Below are 15,977 nucleotides of genomic sequence, written 5' to 3'. Positions count from 1 at the left end.
TCATCCTCCGATGGACGCGAGATGCGGAGTTGCGCCGCTATTGCCCGAATGCAGCCGATGCGCGGGGGCCTTGGTGCCCACCATTGCGCGGATGCGGGTGATGAGAGGCGCGGGGTCATCAGCGGCGAGCAACGGGCGCAGATCGATCCCGCCATCGCCGAACAGGCACAAATGCAGCTTACCATCCGACGACATGCGCAACCGGTTGCAGCTGGCGCAGAAATCCCGTGAATAGGGCGCGATGATGCCGATCCGGCCCGTGGCGTGGGGATGGCCGAGTTCCACCGCTGGCCCCGCCCCAGCCGCGCGCGACAGTCGCTGCCAGCCCGCGGCTTCCAACCGGTCGATCACGCTTTGGCCAGCGACATGGTGACGGTCAAAGAAAGCAGCGTTGTCATTGGTGCGCATCACCTCGATGAAGCGCAGCGACAGATCGCGGGTGGTGACGAATTGGACCATCGCCGCGAGTTCATCATCATTGACCCCGCGCATCAGCACGGCGTTCAGCTTGATACTCTCAAACCCCGCATCCCGCGCTGCCTCGACCCCGCGCAGCACTTCGCCCAGGCGGTCATGTCCGGTGATCGCGGCAAAGCGCGCCGGATCGAGCGAATCGACGCTGATATTGATCGCATTCACCCCGCAATCGCGCCACGCCTGCGCCCGCTCGGCGAGGCGATAGCCATTGGTGGTCATCGCCACACGGCGGATGCCGGGCACGCTGGAGACCGCGCTGGCGACATTCTCGAAATCGCGCCGCAACGTCGGCTCGCCGCCGGTCAGCCGCACCTTCCACAACCCCAGCTGCGCGAAAGCCGTCACCGCGCGGCGAATTTCCTCAACCGTCAGTTCCGCGGGACGCTGGCACGACTTCTTGTAGCCATCGGGCAGGCAATAGGTGCAGCGGAAGTTGCACACTTCGGTCAGCGACAGGCGCAGGTATTCGAACCGGCGACCGATCGCGTCAGACAGCGGCAGGACATCGGGGGAGCGAGGGATGGTCACTGCACCAGCGGCCCGTCCGCAATCGGCAGGTCAACCCCTTCGATGGTGGTCTGGCTGGCGAGGATCGACAGGTATTGCGCCACCGCCTTGCGGGTGGTGGTTTCCTCCAGATAGTCGCGGATGGTCGCCTCCACGGCTTCGAACGGCAATTGCTGCCCCTCGGCCCGGCGTCCGGCGCGGATCACGTGCACGCCAAAGCGGGTGCGCACCGGCTCTGGGCACAGCTCGCCTTCGCCAAGGTCGAACAGCGCGGCTTCGAATTCGGCGACGGTCTGCCCCTTGCCGATCTGGCCGAGATTGCCGCCCTGTCCCTTCGACGGGCAGGCCGATTTGGCTCGCGCCAGCTCGCCGAAACAGGCCGGATCAGCTTGCAGCGTCCGGATCGCCATGCGCGCATCGCCGACCGCAAGGCTATAGGCGAATTCATCCGCCGGGTTGGCCGAGAACAGGATGTGCTCGGCCTCGACCAACGTTTCGGAGGCGAAGCGTTCGCGGTGGCGATCATAGAAGCGCCGCGCCTCGGCCTCGGTAGCCTCGGGCACGCGAACTTCGCTCTCCAGCAGCGCGTCGATCTTCGCATCATCCGCGGCGAGCGCGCGGCCCTGCGCGTCCTCGCGTTCGCCAGGATCAATCCCGAGCCGCTCGGCTTCGGCCAGCAGCAATTGCCGGATGGCGAGCGCCTCGGCGGCTTCGGTCCACGCCGTGGCGGCATCAGGCGCGGGGTGGTTCTGCGCTTCGGCGGCGATGGCGGTGGCGGGGATTTCCACACCGCCGACCCGCACTGCAGCCCGTTCGATCACCTCATCCATGGCTGAGGCTCCGGCGCGAGCGCACGATCTGATAGCCGCTGCGCCACAGGTAGCGCACCGGCGCGCTCAGCATGTGCACCAGCCGGGTGAAGGGGAACAGCAGGAAGATCGTCAGCCCCAAAAACAGGTGCAGTTTGAAGATGATATGCACATCGGCAATGTGGCTTGCCGCACCGCTACGGAAGGTGAAGATGCTCTGTGCCCAGGTCATGAACTTGACCATCTCGTGCCCGTCGAGATGCCCCGCCGACAGCGGGATCGTGGCGAGGCCCAGCGCCAGTTGCACCCACAGGATGAGGATGATGGCATTGTCGCTGAAGTTCGAGGCGGCCCGCACGCGCGGGTCGAAGAAGCGGCGATGGATCAGCAGGCTTGCGCCGATGATCGCGGCCACGCCCGCAATCCCGCCAGCGACGATCGCCAGCAATTGCTTGGCCCCGTGGCTGATGCCCAGCGCATCGAACAACGCAATCGGGGTTAAGAGCCCGACAAGGTGGCCGACAAAGATGAACAGCACGCCGACATGGAACAGCACCGATCCCACCATCAGCTGCTTGCGCCGCAAGAGCTGGCTGGAACCCGAACGCCAGCTGTAGGGCTCGCGGTCGAAGCGGATGATCGAACCCAGCGCCAGCACCGCCAGCGCGATATAGGGATAGATGCCGAACAGCAGATTGTGGAGGAAGTCGGCCATGGTTCAGCTCCTTTTCGCAGGGGTTTCGGGCAGGGGTGCGCGCATCCGGTCAAGCATGGCGCTGACCTGCGGACAGGCGCCGGTGGGATCGGGCGCGGCATCGGCGGTGAAGCGGATTTCCTCCTCCTCCCACTGCGCGTCGAGTTCTTCGAGGGTTTCGGGGTCTTCGGCGGGCGGCAGCGCGTTCGCCGCCGTTTCGTCCATTTCCAGCCCGGCGATCTCGCACAGCAGCGCGAACACCGGGGCATAATCCGAACCCTTGTCCGCCAGCCGCGCCGTTAGCGCGATCAGCACCACGCCGGGTTCGGCCAGCGTATCGCGGGCCAGCAGATCGGGCAGGGTCGAACAGTAGTCGAGGAACAGCGGCAGGTAGTCGGGCAGTTCGTTGCCCGCCGGCTCCAGCCCTGCATCAAGGTAACGGGCGCGGAGATCGACCATTGCCTGCCCCCGGTCGCGGCTTTCGCCGTGAACGTGTTCGAACAGGTGCAGGCTGTGCGCCCGGCCCCGGTCGAACAGATCGACATAGGCTTCCTGCACATCATAGATGTCAGCTGTGGCAAGCCGGGTCAGCAGCGGTTCGCACGCGGCGACGGCGGCTTGCGGCAGGGCCGGATCGGTGCTGAGCCGCTGGCGGATTTCACCTGCCACCGCCTGCAATTCAAGCGAGGGATATTGCAGCAGCAGCGAAATGAGATGAAGGTTGTGCATCAGAACACCTCCGAAGGGGTCTGGAGTTTCTTGCGGACCGGCGGGGCGCCGAACAGGTTGGTCTCGTTCGACCCGCCCGAACAGCCATTGCCGAAGCTGAAGCCGCAGGAACCGCGTTCCTCGAACATGTCCTCGGCATCCTCGCGGTGGCCGGTGGGGATCACGAAGCGATCCTCGTAATCGGCCAGCGCCATCACCTTGTACATCTCCTCAATCTGGGCGCCGGTGAGGCCCACGTTCGTGGCGATGGCCTCGTTGTGCACGCCTTCGATCGATTTGGCGCGCATGTAGCCGCGCATCGCCAGCATCCGTTCAAGGCACAGGGCAATTGGCTCCTCGTCGCCTGCCGTCAGCAGATTGGCGAGATACTTCAGCGGGATGCGAAGCGAGCGCACATCGGGCATGTTGTTGTTAACGCTGATCTGCCCGGCGCTGGCCGCGGCATTGATCGGCGAGAGCGGCGGGACGTACCACACCATCGGCAGGGTGCGGTATTCGGGGTGGAGCGGGAAGGCGACCTTCCATTCCATCGCCATCTTGTAGACGGGCGAGTGACGCGCGGCCTCCAGCCAGGCTTCGGGCACGCCGTCCTTTCGCGCCTGTTCGATTACCGCCGGGTCATTGGGATCAAGGAAGATATCGAGCTGCGCCTGATAGAGGTCCTCGACATTCTCGGCCGATGCGGCTTCCTCGATGCGGTCGGCATCATAGAGCATAACGCCAAGGTAGCGGATGCGCCCGACGCAGGTCTCGCTGCACACCGTCGGCTGGCCCGCTTCGATGCGCGGATAGCAGAAGATGCACTTTTCCGATTTGCCGGTTTTCCAGTTGTAATAGATCTTCTTGTAAGGGCAGCCCGACACGCACATGCGCCAGCCGCGGCAGGCTTCCTGATCGATCAGGACGATGCCGTCTTCCTCACGCTTGTAGATCGCGCCGGACGGGCAGGCGGCGACGCAGGTCGGGTTGAGGCAATGTTCGCACAGCCGGGGGAGATACATCATGAAGGTGTTCTCGAACTGGCCGTAGATTTCCTTCTGCACCCCTTCGAAGTTGTAATCCTCCGACCGCTTGGCGAATTCGCCGCCGAGGATTTCCTCCCAGTTCGGCCCCCATTCGATCTTCTCCATGCGCTCGCCCGAAATCAGGCTGCGCGGGCGGGCGGTGGGGAAGGCCTTGCTCTCGCCCGCCTTTTGCAGGTGGGCGTAATCAAAGGTGAAGGGTTCGTAATAGTCGTCGATCTCGGGCAGATCGGGGTTGGCGAAGATCTTCGCCAGCAGCCGCCACTTGCCGCCCATCTTGGGCCGGATCGAGCCACCGGCGGTCCGCACCCAGCCGCCGTTCCAGCGTTTCTGGTTCTCCCAGTCCTTGGGATAGCCGATGCCGGGCTTGGTCTCGACATTGTTGAACCAGGCATATTCCATGCCTTCGCGGCTGGTCCACACGTTCTTGCACGTCACCGAGCAGGTGTGGCAGCCGATGCACTTGTCAAGGTTCAGGACCTTGCCGATCTGTGCGCGGATTTTCATGCTGCGGTCTCCCCTTCAGCGAGGGCCCCTTCGAGCCAGTCGACCTTTGTAAGCTTGCGGACGATCACATATTCGTCGCGGTTGGACCCGACGGTGCCGTAGTAGTTGAACCCGTAGGCGAGCTGGACATAGCCGCCGATCATGTGAGTGGGCTTCAGCACGGCGCGGGTGACGGAGTTGTGGATGCCCCCGCGCTGCCCGGTCAAAGGTGATCCGGGCATGTTCGTGATCTTCTCCTGCGCGTGATACATGAACAGCGTGCCTTCCTTCATCCGCTGCGACACGACCACGCGGGCCACCAGCGCGCCGTTGGAATTGAAGGTTTCCACCCAGTCATTGTCGACCAGCCCCGCCTTGGCGGCGTCCACCTCGCTCATCCACACGATCGGCCCGCCACGCGACAGTGTCAGCATCAGCAGGTTGTCGGTATAGGTCGAATGGATGCCCCATTTCTGGTGCGGGGTGATGAAGTTGAGGATCACGTGCGGCGCGCCCTTGGCCTCATCGAGCATCGGCTGCACCGCCTTTGTGTCGATCGGCGGGCGATAGACGCAGAAGCCCTCGCCGAACGCGCGCATCCACTTGTGATCCTGATAGAGCTGCTGACGCCCGGTCAGCGTGCGCCAGGGGATCAGTTCGTGGACGTTGGTGTAGCCCGCGTTGTAGCATACGTGCTCGCTTTCCAGCCCCGACCAGGTGGGCGAGGAGATGATCTTCCTCGGCTGGGCCTGAATGTCGCGGAAGCGAATTTTCTCCTCTTCCTTGGGCAGCGCCAGATGGGTGTGATCGAGCCCGGTCTTCCTGCCCAGATCGGCCCAGGCCTTGACCGCGACCTCGCCATTGGTTTCAGGCGCGAGCATCAGGATCATCTCAGCGGCATCGATCGCGGTTTCGATCTGCGCCAGGCCCTTGGTCGGGCCATCCTTCAGCACCGGGCCGTTGAGCTTGCGCAGCGCCTCGACCTCGTGATCGGTGTTCCAGCCGATCCCCTTGCCGCCATTTCCGAGCTTTTCCATCAGCGGGCCAAGCGCGGTGAAGCGGTTGTAGAGATTGGGATAATCCCGCTCGACCAGCGCGACATTGGCCATGGTCTTGCCGGGGATCGGCTCGGCCTGACCCAGCCCCCAATCGGCCACGTCATAGGGCTGTGCGATCTCGTTCGGGCTGTCGTGCTGGATCGGGGTGAGCACCACGTCATGCTCGACGCCGAGCACCTCAGGCGCGACTTCGGAGAACTTCTTGGCGATCCCCTTGTAGATGTCCCAGTCGCTGCGCGATTCCCACACCGGGTCCACTGCCGCCGAGAGCGGGTGGATGAAGGGGTGCATGTCCGAGGTGTTGAGATCGTCCTTCTCGTACCAGCTCGCCGTCGGCAGGACGATGTCGGAATAGACGCAGGTGGTCGACATCCGGAAATCGAGCGTCACCAGCAGATCGAGCTTACCTTTGGGCGCATCATCGTGCCACTTCACTTCCTTGGGCTTGACCGCGCCGGTTTCGCCCAGGTCCTTACCCTGCACGCCGTGGGCGGTGCCGAGCAGGTGCTTGAGGAAATATTCGTGGCCCTTGCCCGACGACCCGAGCAGGTTCGACCGCCACACGAACATGTTGCGCGGCCAGTTGGCCGGATCATCGGGATCAAAGCACGACATTTCCAGCGTGCCTGCCTTGAAGCCTTCGGCGACATATTCGCCCGCGGTCTTGCCGCTGGCCTTGATCGCCTTGCCCACTTCGAGCGGGTTGGTCTTCAACTGCGGCGCGCTCGGCAGCCAGCCCATGCGTTCGGCCCGCGCGTTGTAATCGATGAGGCTTGCGTCCCAGTCACCATCAGGCGCGGTGGGGGAGAGGATTTCCTCCACCGCCAGCGTCTCGTACCGCCACTGATCGGTGTGGGCGTAGAAGAAGCTCGTTGAATTCATGTGCCGCGGCGGGCGGTTCCAGTCGAGCGCGAAGGCGAGCGCGGTCCACCCGGTCTGCGGGCGCAGCTTTTCCTGCCCGACATAGTGCGACCAGCCGCCGCCCGATTGGCCCACACAGCCGCACATCACCAAGAGGTTGATGATGCCGCGGTAATTCATGTCCATGTGATACCAGTGGTTGAGCCCTGCGCCCAAAATCACCATCGACTTGCCCTTGGTCACCTCGGCATTCGAGGCGAATTCGCGGGCCACGGTGATGATGTGATCGGCCGGCACGCCGGTGATCTTTTCCGCCCATGCCGGGGTGTAAGGCTCCATCGCGCTGTAATCGCGCGCGACATGATCGCCGCCGAGGCCCCGGTCGAGGCCGTAATTGGCGCAGAACAGATCGAACACGGTGGCGACAAACGCCTTGCCGTCCTTCAGCTGCACCTGCCGCACCGGCACCCGGCGCTTCAGCACGCTGGGGTGATCGGTGCCCTGGAAGTGATCGTGTTCAAGATTGCCGAAATAGGGGAAGGCGACCTCGATCACCTCGTCATGCTGGCCATCGAGGATGTTGGTCAGCCGCAGCCGGGTGGCATTGCCGCGCCCGTCGCGTTCCTGCAGGTTCCACTTGCCTTCCTCCCCCCAGCGGAAACCGGCCGAGCCCGACGGTACCACCACTTCATCGGTGGCCTCGTCGATGGCGACGGTTTTCCAGTCGGGATTGTTGGCTTCGGCCAGACCATCGAGAAAATCGGCGGCGCGCAGCAGGTTTTCGGGCACCCATGCACCGTCCTTTTCAACCAGCTTCACCAGCATCGGCATGTCGGAATATTTGCGGCAATAGTCCTCGAAATATTCGGCCTGTCGGTCGAGGTGATATTCGCGCAGGATCACATGGCCCATCGCCATCGCCAGCGCCGCATCGGTTCCCTGCTTGGGGTTGAGCCACAGATCGGCAAACTTGGTCGCCTCGGCGTAATCGGGGCTGACGACCGCGACCTTGGTGCCGCGATAGCGGGCCTCGGTCATGAAGTGCGCATCGGGGGTGCGGGTTTGCGGGACGTTCGAGCCCCACATCATCAGGAACCCGGCATTGTACCAGTCGGCGCTTTCGGGAACGTCGGTCTGTTCGCCCCAGGTCTGCGGGCTGGAGGGCGGCAGGTCGCAATACCAGTCGTAGAAACTCATGCAGGTGCCGCCAAGCAGCGAGAGATAGCGCGATCCGGCCGCATAGCTCACCATCGACATCGCCGGGATGGGCGAGAAGCCAATGATCCGGTCAGGGCCGTAAGTCTTGGCGGTGTAGGCATTGGCAGCCGCGATGATCTCGTTCACCTCGTCCCACGTCGAACGCACCATGCCGCCGTGGCCGCGGATCGCGGTATAGCTCTTGCGCTTGGCCTGATCCTCGACGATCGAGGCCCAGGCAGCGACCGGCGTGCGCAGCACGCGCGCTTCACGCCACAGCTTGAGCAGGCGCGAACGCACCATCGGATATTTCAGGCGCTGGGCCGAATAGATGTACCAGCTGTAGCTCGCCCCGCGCGGGCATCCGCGCGGCTCGTGGTTGGGCAGATCGGGCCGGGTGCGCGGATAATCAGTCTGCTGGGTTTCCCAGGTGATGATCCCGCCCTTGACGTAGATCTTCCAGCTGCACGAACCGGTGCAGTTCACCCCGTGGGTGCTGCGCACGATCTTGTCGTGCTGCCAGCGCTTGCGATAGCTGTCCTCCCAGTCGCGGTTCTGGTTGGTGGTGACACCATGTCCGCCGGCAAAGGCCTGCTTGGGCTGGCGGAAGAAGGTCAGGCGGTCGAGAAGCTGGCTCATGCAGCGGCTCCTTTCAGGGGTGCAGGTTGGACGGCGGGAGCAGGCGTGCGCCCGCGTTCGATATCGTGCAGCAGGCCGCCGCGGCGGGTGTAGATGAACCACGTCAGCGCGGCGCAGCTGGCGTAGAAGATGAAGAAGCCCCATAGGGCCGCCATCGGCGATCCGGTTGCGGCAATGGCGCTGCCGAAGCTCTTGGGGATGAAGAAGGCGCCGTAGGCCGCAATCGCCGAGGTGAAGCCGACGATCGCCGCCGATTCCTTCTCCGCCTGCCGCAGCGCGGCATCAGGCGCGAGTTCCGGCATCAGGCGCGGAACTTCCTGCCGCATGATGTTGGGGATCATCTGGAAGGTCGAAGCATTGCCCACCCCCGTCATGAAGAACATAAAGATGAACATGCCCAGGAAGCCCCACCAGCTAGCGGCCTGGATAAAATACATGACCCCGAACACGCCCAGCATCATCAGCACGAACACCCAGAAGGTGACCCGCGCGCCGCCCCACTTGTCCGATACCCAGCCCGTGCCCGCCCGGCTCAGCGCGCCGACGAGCGGGCCGAGGAACACGAATTGCAGCACGTCCACTTGCGGAAACTGCTGCTTGGCGAGCAGCGGCAGGCCGGCCGAAAAGCCGATGAAACTGCCGAAGGTGCCGGTATAGAGCCAGCACATCAGCCAGTTGTGCTTGCGCTGGAAGATCACCGCCTGTTCGGCAAAGCTGGCTTTGGCGTCGGCGATGTCGTTCATCCCGAACCATGCGAGCAGGCTACTGCCGATGATGAACGGCACCCACACGAACCCGGCGTTCTGGAGCCACAACTGGCCGCCCTCCGCGGTCTGCTGGGCCGCGCCGCCCAACGCGCCGAACACGCCGGCCGTGATGATCAGCGGTACCGCGAACTGCATCACTGAGACGCCAAGGTTGCCGAGGCCCGCATTGAGCGCCATCGCATTGCCCTTCCGCGCCTTGGGGAAGAAGAAGCTGATGTTAGACATCGAAGAGGCGAAATTGCCCCCGCCGAACCCGCACAGCAGCGCCAGCACCAGGAAGATAATGTAGGGCGTCTGCGGGTTCTGGACCGCATAGCCGATGCCGAAGGCCGGGATCAGCAGCGAAGCGGTGGAAAGCGTGGTCCACAGCCGTCCGCCGAAGATCGGCACCATAAAGCTGTAGAAGATCCGGAACGTCGCTCCCGACAAGCCCGGCAACGCCGCCAGCCAGAACAGCTGATCGGTGGTATAGGCGAACCCGACCTGCGGCAGCTTGGCGACCACCACCGACCACACCATCCACACCGCGAAGGCGAGCAACAGGGCCGGGATCGAGATATATAGGTTGCGCCGCGCGATGCGTTCGCCCGTCGTTTCCCAGAAATCGGGATCCTCGGGCTTCCATTCGGCCAGCACCTTGCTCGGCTGGGCGGCAGCGTGGCGGGTTTCGTCGTGCAGGCCCGCCATTTCCGGGAATTGCGGCAGGCTGCGCGCGTCGATCCCGCTCGCCTTCTGCTCCATCTGGCGGATGGCAATGTGCATCCATGCCAGCGCCACGCCGACCAGCGCAAACAGCACCATGAAGCAGCTCGTCCAGATGCCGGTAAGGTCGCTTACCGCGCCGAACACGATCGGCAGCACGAACCCGCCCAGGCCGCCGACCAGGCCCACGAGCCCGCCGACCGCGCCCACGTGATGGGGGTAATAGACCGGAATGTGCTTGAACACCGCCGCCTTGCCCAGCGACATGAAGAAGCCGAGCACGAACACCGTGATCACGAAGGGCACCAGCCCCATCGAGGTCGAGAAGCCGATGTCACCCTCGATCCCGTGGATCACGTAATCGGTCGCCGGGTAGGACAGCATGAACAGGCAGATGAGCGACACGCCAAAGGTCGCGTACATGATACGGCGCGCGCCATACTTGTCCGACAGCATCCCGCCATAGGCGCGGAACAGGCTGGCCGAGAGCGAGAAGGTGGCAGCCAGCATGCCTGCCACTTTCACATCGACGCCGTAGAGCCCGATCATGTAATTGGGCAGCCACAGTGCCAGCGCCACGAAGGCGCCGAAGACGAAGAAATAATACAGCGAGAAGCGCCACACCTGTTCATTGCGCAGCGGTTCAAGCTGGTCCTTGAGCGTGCGCGCCGGGATCCCGCCGGCCTTGCGCGCGGCGTATTCGGGATCGTCCTTGGCTAAGAGGTAGAACGCCACCGCAACCACCGCGAGCACGCCCGCCCACACCTGCGCCACGCCCTGCCAGCCAATCGCCACCATCACCCAGGGCGCAAGGAATTTGGTCACCGCCGCGCCGACATTGCCCATCCCGAAAAAGCCCAGCGCCGCGCCCTGCCGTTCCAGCGGATAGAACTTCGACACATAGGCCACGCCCACCGCAAACCCGCCGCCCGCCAGGCCAAGGCCGAGCGCGGCCAGCAGCATCAGGTAGTAGTTGTCGCTATAGGAGAGCAGGAAAGTCGAGGCGGCCGATGCCAGCATCGTCAGCGGAAACACGATCCGCCCGCCAAACTGGTCGGTCCAGATGCCGAGCATCAGCCGCACCAGCGATCCTGTGAGGATCGGGGTGCCGATCAGCAGCCCGAACTGGGTGTCGTTGAGGCCGAGTTCCGCCTTGATCTCGATCCCGATGATCGCGAAGATCGTCCACACCGCAAAACAGATGGTGAAGGCAAAGGTGCTCAGCCCCAGCGCGAGGCCTTGTTCACTCTGCGTTGCTGTAACGCCCGGTCCCATGTGCAACTCCCGTTCCGATCCCAAAGTCCGGGTTGCTGGTGCAGGGTCTCATGCGCTGACTGTTTGACCAAGATCAAAAGCGCGCTGGGACTACGGGCAAAATCGTTTCGGCCTGATCGATGCCGTGAGCAGCGCCGATCAATGTCAAGTCAGTGATTGATGTGTATCAATTCATTCACTAGCCTAGCCGCTTAACCAGACGGTCATGAGCCTTATGAGAATCGGCGAGAAGCCAGAGATTGCCCGCCTTCCGCTATTCCGCGACATGGATGACGCCATGCGCGAGCGCGTGCTGTCGGGATCGTTCCTGCAGGTCTTCCCGCCGCAGCTGACCCTGTTTGAACGCGGACGGCAGGCCGATTTCCTGCACGTGCTGGTGGATGGTCTGGTGGAACTTTATGTTTCTGGCACCGGACGCGACACCACGATGAAAATCGTCGAGCCGGTGACCAGCTTTATCGTCGCCGCGGTGATGACCGATCTGCCCTATCTGATGTCGGCGCGCACGCTGACCTCTTCGCGGGTGTTGCTGGTGCCGGCAGCTTTGATGCGCGAGGTCATCCGCAAGGATACCGCGCTGATGCAGGCGACGATGCATGAACTGGCGCTGGGCTACCGCGACATGGTGCGCGCGCTCACCGACATGAAGCTGCGCCAGTCAGCCGAGCGGCTCGCCAACCATCTGCTCGAATTCAGCGCCCAGCGCGGCAACGCCTGGGACTTCGAACTGAGTGGCGAAAAGCGCGTGCTCGCCTCGCTGCTGGGGATGACGCCCGAAAACCTCAGCCGCGCCTTTGGCACGCTGAAGGAACAAGGGGTCAGCGTGAACGGCGCGCGGGTGCGGATCGAAGATCGCGCCGCGCTGGCCGCCTTTGCTCGGCCCGATCCGGTGCCGGCTGACCGCTGAGCCGCGCCCGGAATGAGCGCGCCGCCCGAAACCCGGCTTGCTGTCAGCGCCAAGGAGGCGGCTCGTATCCGCACAGCGGTGCGCATGGCGGATGTGTCGTTGCTCGGCCCCGGCTACCGCATCGCCGACGAGTGCGATGTGCCCGCGCTGATCGACCTGCTGTCCGATCCGCGCGTGTCCGATCCGATCTATGACCTGCCGCGCCCCTTCACGCCCGAAAATATTGCCAGATGGGTCCGCGAGGCACGCGACCGCCAGCACGGCGGCGAGGCGGTGCTGGCCGTGCTCCCCGGTGACGGCGGCGGCATCGCCAGCTATTCCTATTTCACCATCTGGCCCGAGCATTCCGCCGCCGAGATCGGCGGAGCCTATCGCGCCGCTGCCCAGAGCCGCGGCACCGGCAAGGCTGGCGCGGCGCGCAGTTTCGGCTGGATGTTCGATCACCTCGGCGTGCGGTTGATCGGCCTGACCGCCGCGCTCGACAATCACCGCTCTGCCCGCGTGATCGAGGCGGCCGGCTTCCGCTTCATTGGTGAGCGCGACAGCATCCGCCCGGATGGCAGCGTACGCCGCTCACGCTACTGGGAACTCACTCGCGAGGAATGGCACCGGCTGCAAGCCCTCAGAAGCTGAATTGCAGCGACAGCCAGCCCTTGGTGGTATCGGCACCAAAGCCGTCTGCCGCGTAGTGCGCAAACTTGCCGAGCAGAACGAGATTGGCGCGGATCGGGTAGACCGCCAGCAGATCAAGCTCCTGCCCGTAAGCCGCATCGCGCCGCGTCGCGGCAAAATCATGCACGATCGCACGCAGGGTTAGGCCCTTCAAAGCGCCGCCTGCAAACTTGTAGCCGACCTCGCCATACAGATCGCGCAGGCCATCCGGCGGGGTGACGAGGAACTTGTCGGCCCAGCCGTTGAAGGCGTGGAGCGTCGCCAGCGGGGTCTGCAAGGCCGCCGCGCCATTGCCCTCCAGCCGCTCCAGCCCCGCCTTCACCGCCCAACCGCCGAATTCCACGCCCGGCTCGATCAGCAGGTAATCGAGCGCGAAATTGGCGGGGTTGGCCGCATGATCGGATTGCCGTGCATATTCGGCCGCGTAGAGCAGCTTTGCGCCCTTGGCCAAGGGTTGATCGCCGATCAGCCGCACCCCCATGGTGCGAGACGAACTGCCGGGGTGCGACGGAATGTCGAGCCAGAAGCCATAGGCAGACACCGTGCCGATCGAGCTGCCCGAATAGGCGATCCGCGCTGCATTGATATCGGTGTCGCGGAACACCCCTTGCGGCGAATCCTCGCCGAAGATCCGGTCCACCCGCCAGGCGTTGAAATAGTCGATCGACACGCCCTTGGCCGGGCGCAGTGTCACTTGCGCCAGATCCAGCGTCTGGTCATTCTGGCGCCAGTCGACCGAGCCGATCCAGCGCTGGTTATCGAGATTGACCGCCCGCCGCCCCGCAGCGAGCTCGACGGCGGCATGGGGCTTCCACCGGACAAATGCCTGATTGAGCTGCACCGATTCCGGGTCCGCCACCACCGGGAATGCGGCCTTGCCGTTGACTGTGTCGTTGAAATCTTCCGGCCCCAACCGAACGATCCCCTCGCCTTCGACCTGCAGGCTGAAGCCGTGCCAGTCGCCCAGCCTGAACCCGGCCCGGATTCGCAGTGTCGAAGCGGCGGCATCTTCCGGCAACCCGTCCTGATCGACCACTTCGATCCGGTATCGCAGATCGCCATAGGGATCGAGGGTGACGGCATCGGCTTCAGGCGGCGGCGCGGTTTCGGCTTGCGCGGCAACCGGCAGCGCCAGAGTGACGATGAGGGCGAGCAGGGGGAGCGATGCTTGATTCATGCTGCGTGAAATACCCCTGCGTCCGCCAGCGTAATTGATCTGCATCAAGGATGGCGCGGCACAGGGCCGCTAGATCATCAGGCATGGACATCGACTGGTTCACTCTCGCCCGCGTGGCGCATGTCGCTTCGGTGGTTGGCTGGATCGGCGGGGTGTGGTTTGTCACATTCGTGGTGATGCCCGCCATCGCCCGCAGTGAAGCGCCCGCCGCGCGCCTCGCCGCCTTCCACCGGATCGAGCAGGGCTTTGCTCCGCAAGCCCAATTCTGGGTTCTGCTGGCAGGGGCCTCTGGGCTGTGGATGACGTGGGAGGCGGACCTGTGGTGGCGCTTTGCCGATCCGGCGCTGTGGTGGATGCACGCGATGGTTGCGCTGTGGCTGGTGTTTGCGCTGATGCTGTTCGTGGCCGAGCCGCTGTTGCTGCACCATCGCATGGCCCATTCGCCCGATCCGGCGGCCGATTGGCAGCGGATGGTGTGGGTGCACCGGGTGCTTTCAGTCGCTGCGCTGATCACGACGCTCGGCGCGATGGCCGGGGCGCACGGGCTGATCTAGGCGCGCTCAGGAAGGCGCAAATGCTGGTTCGGCAGGCTGTATAGCCGTGACAGCTTGGCGCGGTTCGACATTGCCCGCCTGCTCGGCCAGCCGCGCGAGATCGTGCAAAATGATGCAGGATCGCCCGCGCGTGTCGATAATGCCGTCCTCTTTCAGATCGGTAAGCTGGCGGCTGACGGTTTCGATGGTGAGACCGATGCTCTCCCCGATGTCGCGGCGCGTCATGGGCAATTCGATACAACCCGGTTCGCCATCGGGGCAGTCGAGCCTTTCTGACATGCCCAACAGGAATCCGGCCAGCCGTTCACGCGCCGTCTTGCGCCCAAGGTTCACCGCCTTGTCACGGCAGCGGAACAGCGCGGTCTGGGTGCGTTCGAGCAGGGTGCGCATCACCCTCGGGCTGGCCGCTGCACGAGTATAGAACGCGCTGGCCGGAAACAGCGTCAGCGCGCTGTCGCACAGGCCGGTCACCACATGACGATGCAGACCCTCAGGCGGGACCGAGAAGATATCGCCGCCAAAATGAAAGGCGACGATCTGGTGCCGCCCGCGTGACGCCAGCGCGCTCAGCTTGGTCGCGCCTTCGGTCAGGAACACCAGCGTGGCGGCATCGGGATCGGTTTCGACTGTCTGCCCGCGGGTGATCTGCACCTGCGTGGCCAGTTCGCCCAGCTTGCGGGCAAGCTCGCTCCCCGGCTCGATCCCGAAAGTGGCACGCAGGAACAGGTTATACGAGCCGGGATTGGCCATGGCAGCCTCGCGCAGAGATTTCGATGGTCGCCCCATGCCCGCTGAGCGCGAAAGTTGCCTTGACATATATCAATGCCCAAGCGGCATCGGCTTGCTTACATGAGTGTCAGCAGCAAGCGGAGCTTCATCACCAATGCCGATGATTACCTATGTCGAACACAATGGCACGCCGCACACAGTCGCCAGCCCCGACGGCATCAGCCTGATGGAGGCCGCCACCCTGAACAAGGTGCCGGGGATTGAAGGCGACTGCGGCGGCTTTTGCGCCTGCGGCACCTGCCATTGCTACATCGCGGCAGAGGACGCTGCGCGCCTGCCCGCCATGCACGAGCTGGAACGCGCCACACTCGATTTCGCCTATGACGTCGACAGCCGCAGCCGCTTGTCGTGCCAGATCCCGGTCACCCCCGCGCTGGACGGCATCATCGTCCACTTGCCCGCGCGCCAATATTGAACACCCGGACACCATAAACGGAGAGAGCGATGGAACAGGTCAAGGAACGCGAACCGGCGATTACCCTGCCGCACTGGCTGAAGGGCAAGGCACCCGACGACATCTATCGCAGCCCGCTCGAAATCGCCTGGACCTTCGATTACCTGTCAACGGCGGAGTAAAAGTCGGCCATTGGGCGGCGCAAAATCAGGCCACTTGATCCGCGCCTTGGCGAGCGCTGGGAGGGCGTAGCCCGAGCGG

The 15,977-nt window shown here is 64.1% G+C and carries 14 protein-coding genes; 5 read left to right on the top strand and 9 right to left on the bottom strand.

What is annotated here, in order from left to right:
* Genes moaA through C0V72_RS13055 form a run of 7 tightly spaced genes read right to left on the bottom strand, consistent with a single transcriptional unit; the run spans position 1 to position 11,223 of the window.
* Positions 1-1,005, bottom strand: coding sequence for a GTP 3',8-cyclase MoaA (moaA, locus tag C0V72_RS13085; protein ID WP_233999945.1), 1,005 nt, complete (start codon positions 1,003-1,005; stop codon positions 1-3).
* Positions 1,002-1,814, bottom strand: a complete 813-nt coding sequence (locus C0V72_RS13080) for a peptidylprolyl isomerase (protein WP_101794590.1) — start codon at positions 1,812-1,814, stop codon at positions 1,002-1,004. The genes moaA and C0V72_RS13080 overlap by 4 nt, the downstream gene beginning before the upstream one ends.
* On the bottom strand, positions 1,807-2,508 hold the full coding sequence (narI, locus tag C0V72_RS13075; protein WP_101794589.1) for a respiratory nitrate reductase subunit gamma: 702 nt from the start codon (positions 2,506-2,508) through the stop codon (positions 1,807-1,809). The genes C0V72_RS13080 and narI overlap by 8 nt, the downstream gene beginning before the upstream one ends.
* A gap of 3 nt (positions 2,509-2,511) precedes the next feature.
* Positions 2,512-3,216, bottom strand: coding sequence for a nitrate reductase molybdenum cofactor assembly chaperone (gene narJ, locus C0V72_RS13070; RefSeq protein ID WP_101794588.1), 705 nt, complete (start codon positions 3,214-3,216; stop codon positions 2,512-2,514).
* The gene (narH, locus tag C0V72_RS13065) at positions 3,216-4,745 is read right to left on the bottom strand and encodes a nitrate reductase subunit beta (protein ID WP_101794587.1); all 1,530 of its coding nucleotides are present in this window, start codon (positions 4,743-4,745) and stop codon (positions 3,216-3,218) included. Before narH ends, narJ begins: the two co-directional genes overlap by 1 nt.
* On the bottom strand, positions 4,742-8,479 hold the full coding sequence (locus C0V72_RS13060) for a nitrate reductase subunit alpha (RefSeq protein ID WP_101794586.1): 3,738 nt from the start codon (positions 8,477-8,479) through the stop codon (positions 4,742-4,744). The genes narH and C0V72_RS13060 overlap by 4 nt, the downstream gene beginning before the upstream one ends.
* A complete protein-coding gene (locus tag C0V72_RS13055) occupies positions 8,476-11,223 on the bottom strand; it encodes a nitrate/nitrite transporter (RefSeq protein WP_101794585.1) in 2,748 nt (915 codons plus the stop codon). The genes C0V72_RS13060 and C0V72_RS13055 overlap by 4 nt, the downstream gene beginning before the upstream one ends.
* A 205-nt stretch (positions 11,224-11,428) precedes the next feature.
* Here C0V72_RS13055 and C0V72_RS13050 point away from each other — a divergent pair, with 205 nt between their 5' ends.
* Both C0V72_RS13050 and C0V72_RS13045 read left to right on the top strand, forming a co-directional pair.
* Complete coding sequence (locus C0V72_RS13050) at positions 11,429-12,130, top strand: helix-turn-helix domain-containing protein (protein ID WP_101794584.1); 702 nt, start codon at positions 11,429-11,431, stop codon at positions 12,128-12,130.
* 12 nt (positions 12,131-12,142) lie between these two features.
* The gene (locus C0V72_RS13045) at positions 12,143-12,763 is read left to right on the top strand and encodes a GNAT family N-acetyltransferase (RefSeq protein ID WP_101794583.1); all 621 of its coding nucleotides are present in this window, start codon (positions 12,143-12,145) and stop codon (positions 12,761-12,763) included.
* Here the strand turns inward: C0V72_RS13045 and C0V72_RS13040 are convergent.
* Entirely contained in the window at positions 12,753-13,979 is a 1,227-nt protein-coding gene (locus tag C0V72_RS13040; protein WP_101794582.1) for an alginate export family protein, read from the bottom strand. The genes C0V72_RS13045 and C0V72_RS13040 overlap by 11 nt on opposite strands.
* Before the next feature lie 89 nt (positions 13,980-14,068).
* Between C0V72_RS13040 and C0V72_RS13035 the strand changes: the two genes are divergently transcribed.
* Positions 14,069-14,533, top strand: a complete 465-nt coding sequence (locus tag C0V72_RS13035; protein WP_101794604.1) for a hypothetical protein — start codon at positions 14,069-14,071, stop codon at positions 14,531-14,533.
* Positions 14,534-14,539: 6 nt separating this feature from the next.
* On the opposite strand, the gene C0V72_RS13030 is transcribed toward C0V72_RS13035, so the two are convergent.
* Positions 14,540-15,283, bottom strand: a complete 744-nt coding sequence (locus C0V72_RS13030; RefSeq protein WP_172439024.1) for a helix-turn-helix domain-containing protein — start codon at positions 15,281-15,283, stop codon at positions 14,540-14,542.
* 133 nt (positions 15,284-15,416) lie between these two features.
* Here C0V72_RS13030 and C0V72_RS13025 point away from each other — a divergent pair, with 133 nt between their 5' ends.
* Together C0V72_RS13025 and C0V72_RS16740 are read left to right on the top strand one after the other, a co-directional pair.
* Positions 15,417-15,737, top strand: a complete 321-nt coding sequence (locus tag C0V72_RS13025) for a 2Fe-2S iron-sulfur cluster-binding protein (RefSeq protein ID WP_101794580.1) — start codon at positions 15,417-15,419, stop codon at positions 15,735-15,737.
* 29 nt (positions 15,738-15,766) lie between these two features.
* Complete coding sequence (locus C0V72_RS16740) at positions 15,767-15,898, top strand: hypothetical protein (RefSeq protein WP_267893440.1); 132 nt, start codon at positions 15,767-15,769, stop codon at positions 15,896-15,898.
* Positions 15,899-15,977: the final 79 nt, after the last annotated feature.

Source organism: Porphyrobacter sp. TH134, assembly GCF_002855495.1.
In the GTDB taxonomy this organism is placed as follows: Bacteria; Pseudomonadota; Alphaproteobacteria; order Sphingomonadales; family Sphingomonadaceae; genus Erythrobacter.
This window is presented reverse-complemented; position numbering and strand designations above follow the sequence as displayed.

Bases quoted from the DNA above. Each gene is read 5' to 3' on its own strand.
- C0V72_RS13080 (WP_101794590.1), bottom strand. From the start codon at position 1,814: ATGGATGAGGTGATCGAACGGGCTGCAGTGCGGGTCGGCGGTGTGGAA.
- narI (WP_101794589.1), bottom strand. From the start codon at position 2,508: ATGGCCGACTTCCTCCACAATCTGCTGTTCGGCATCTATCCCTATATC.
- narJ (WP_101794588.1), bottom strand. From the start codon at position 3,216: ATGCACAACCTTCATCTCATTTCGCTGCTGCTGCAATATCCCTCGCTT.
- narH (WP_101794587.1), bottom strand. From the start codon at position 4,745: ATGAAAATCCGCGCACAGATCGGCAAGGTCCTGAACCTTGACAAGTGC.
- C0V72_RS13060 (WP_101794586.1), bottom strand. From the start codon at position 8,479: ATGAGCCAGCTTCTCGACCGCCTGACCTTCTTCCGCCAGCCCAAGCAG.
- C0V72_RS13055 (WP_101794585.1), bottom strand. From the start codon at position 11,223: ATGGGACCGGGCGTTACAGCAACGCAGAGTGAACAAGGCCTCGCGCTG.
- C0V72_RS13050 (WP_101794584.1), top strand. From the start codon at position 11,429: ATGAGCCTTATGAGAATCGGCGAGAAGCCAGAGATTGCCCGCCTTCCG.
- C0V72_RS13045 (WP_101794583.1), top strand. From the start codon at position 12,143: ATGAGCGCGCCGCCCGAAACCCGGCTTGCTGTCAGCGCCAAGGAGGCG.
- C0V72_RS13040 (WP_101794582.1), bottom strand. From the start codon at position 13,979: ATGAATCAAGCATCGCTCCCCCTGCTCGCCCTCATCGTCACTCTGGCG.
- C0V72_RS13030 (WP_172439024.1), bottom strand. From the start codon at position 15,283: ATGGCCAATCCCGGCTCGTATAACCTGTTCCTGCGTGCCACTTTCGGG.
- C0V72_RS13025 (WP_101794580.1), top strand. From the start codon at position 15,417: ATGCCGATGATTACCTATGTCGAACACAATGGCACGCCGCACACAGTC.
- C0V72_RS16740 (WP_267893440.1), top strand. From the start codon at position 15,767: ATGGAACAGGTCAAGGAACGCGAACCGGCGATTACCCTGCCGCACTGG.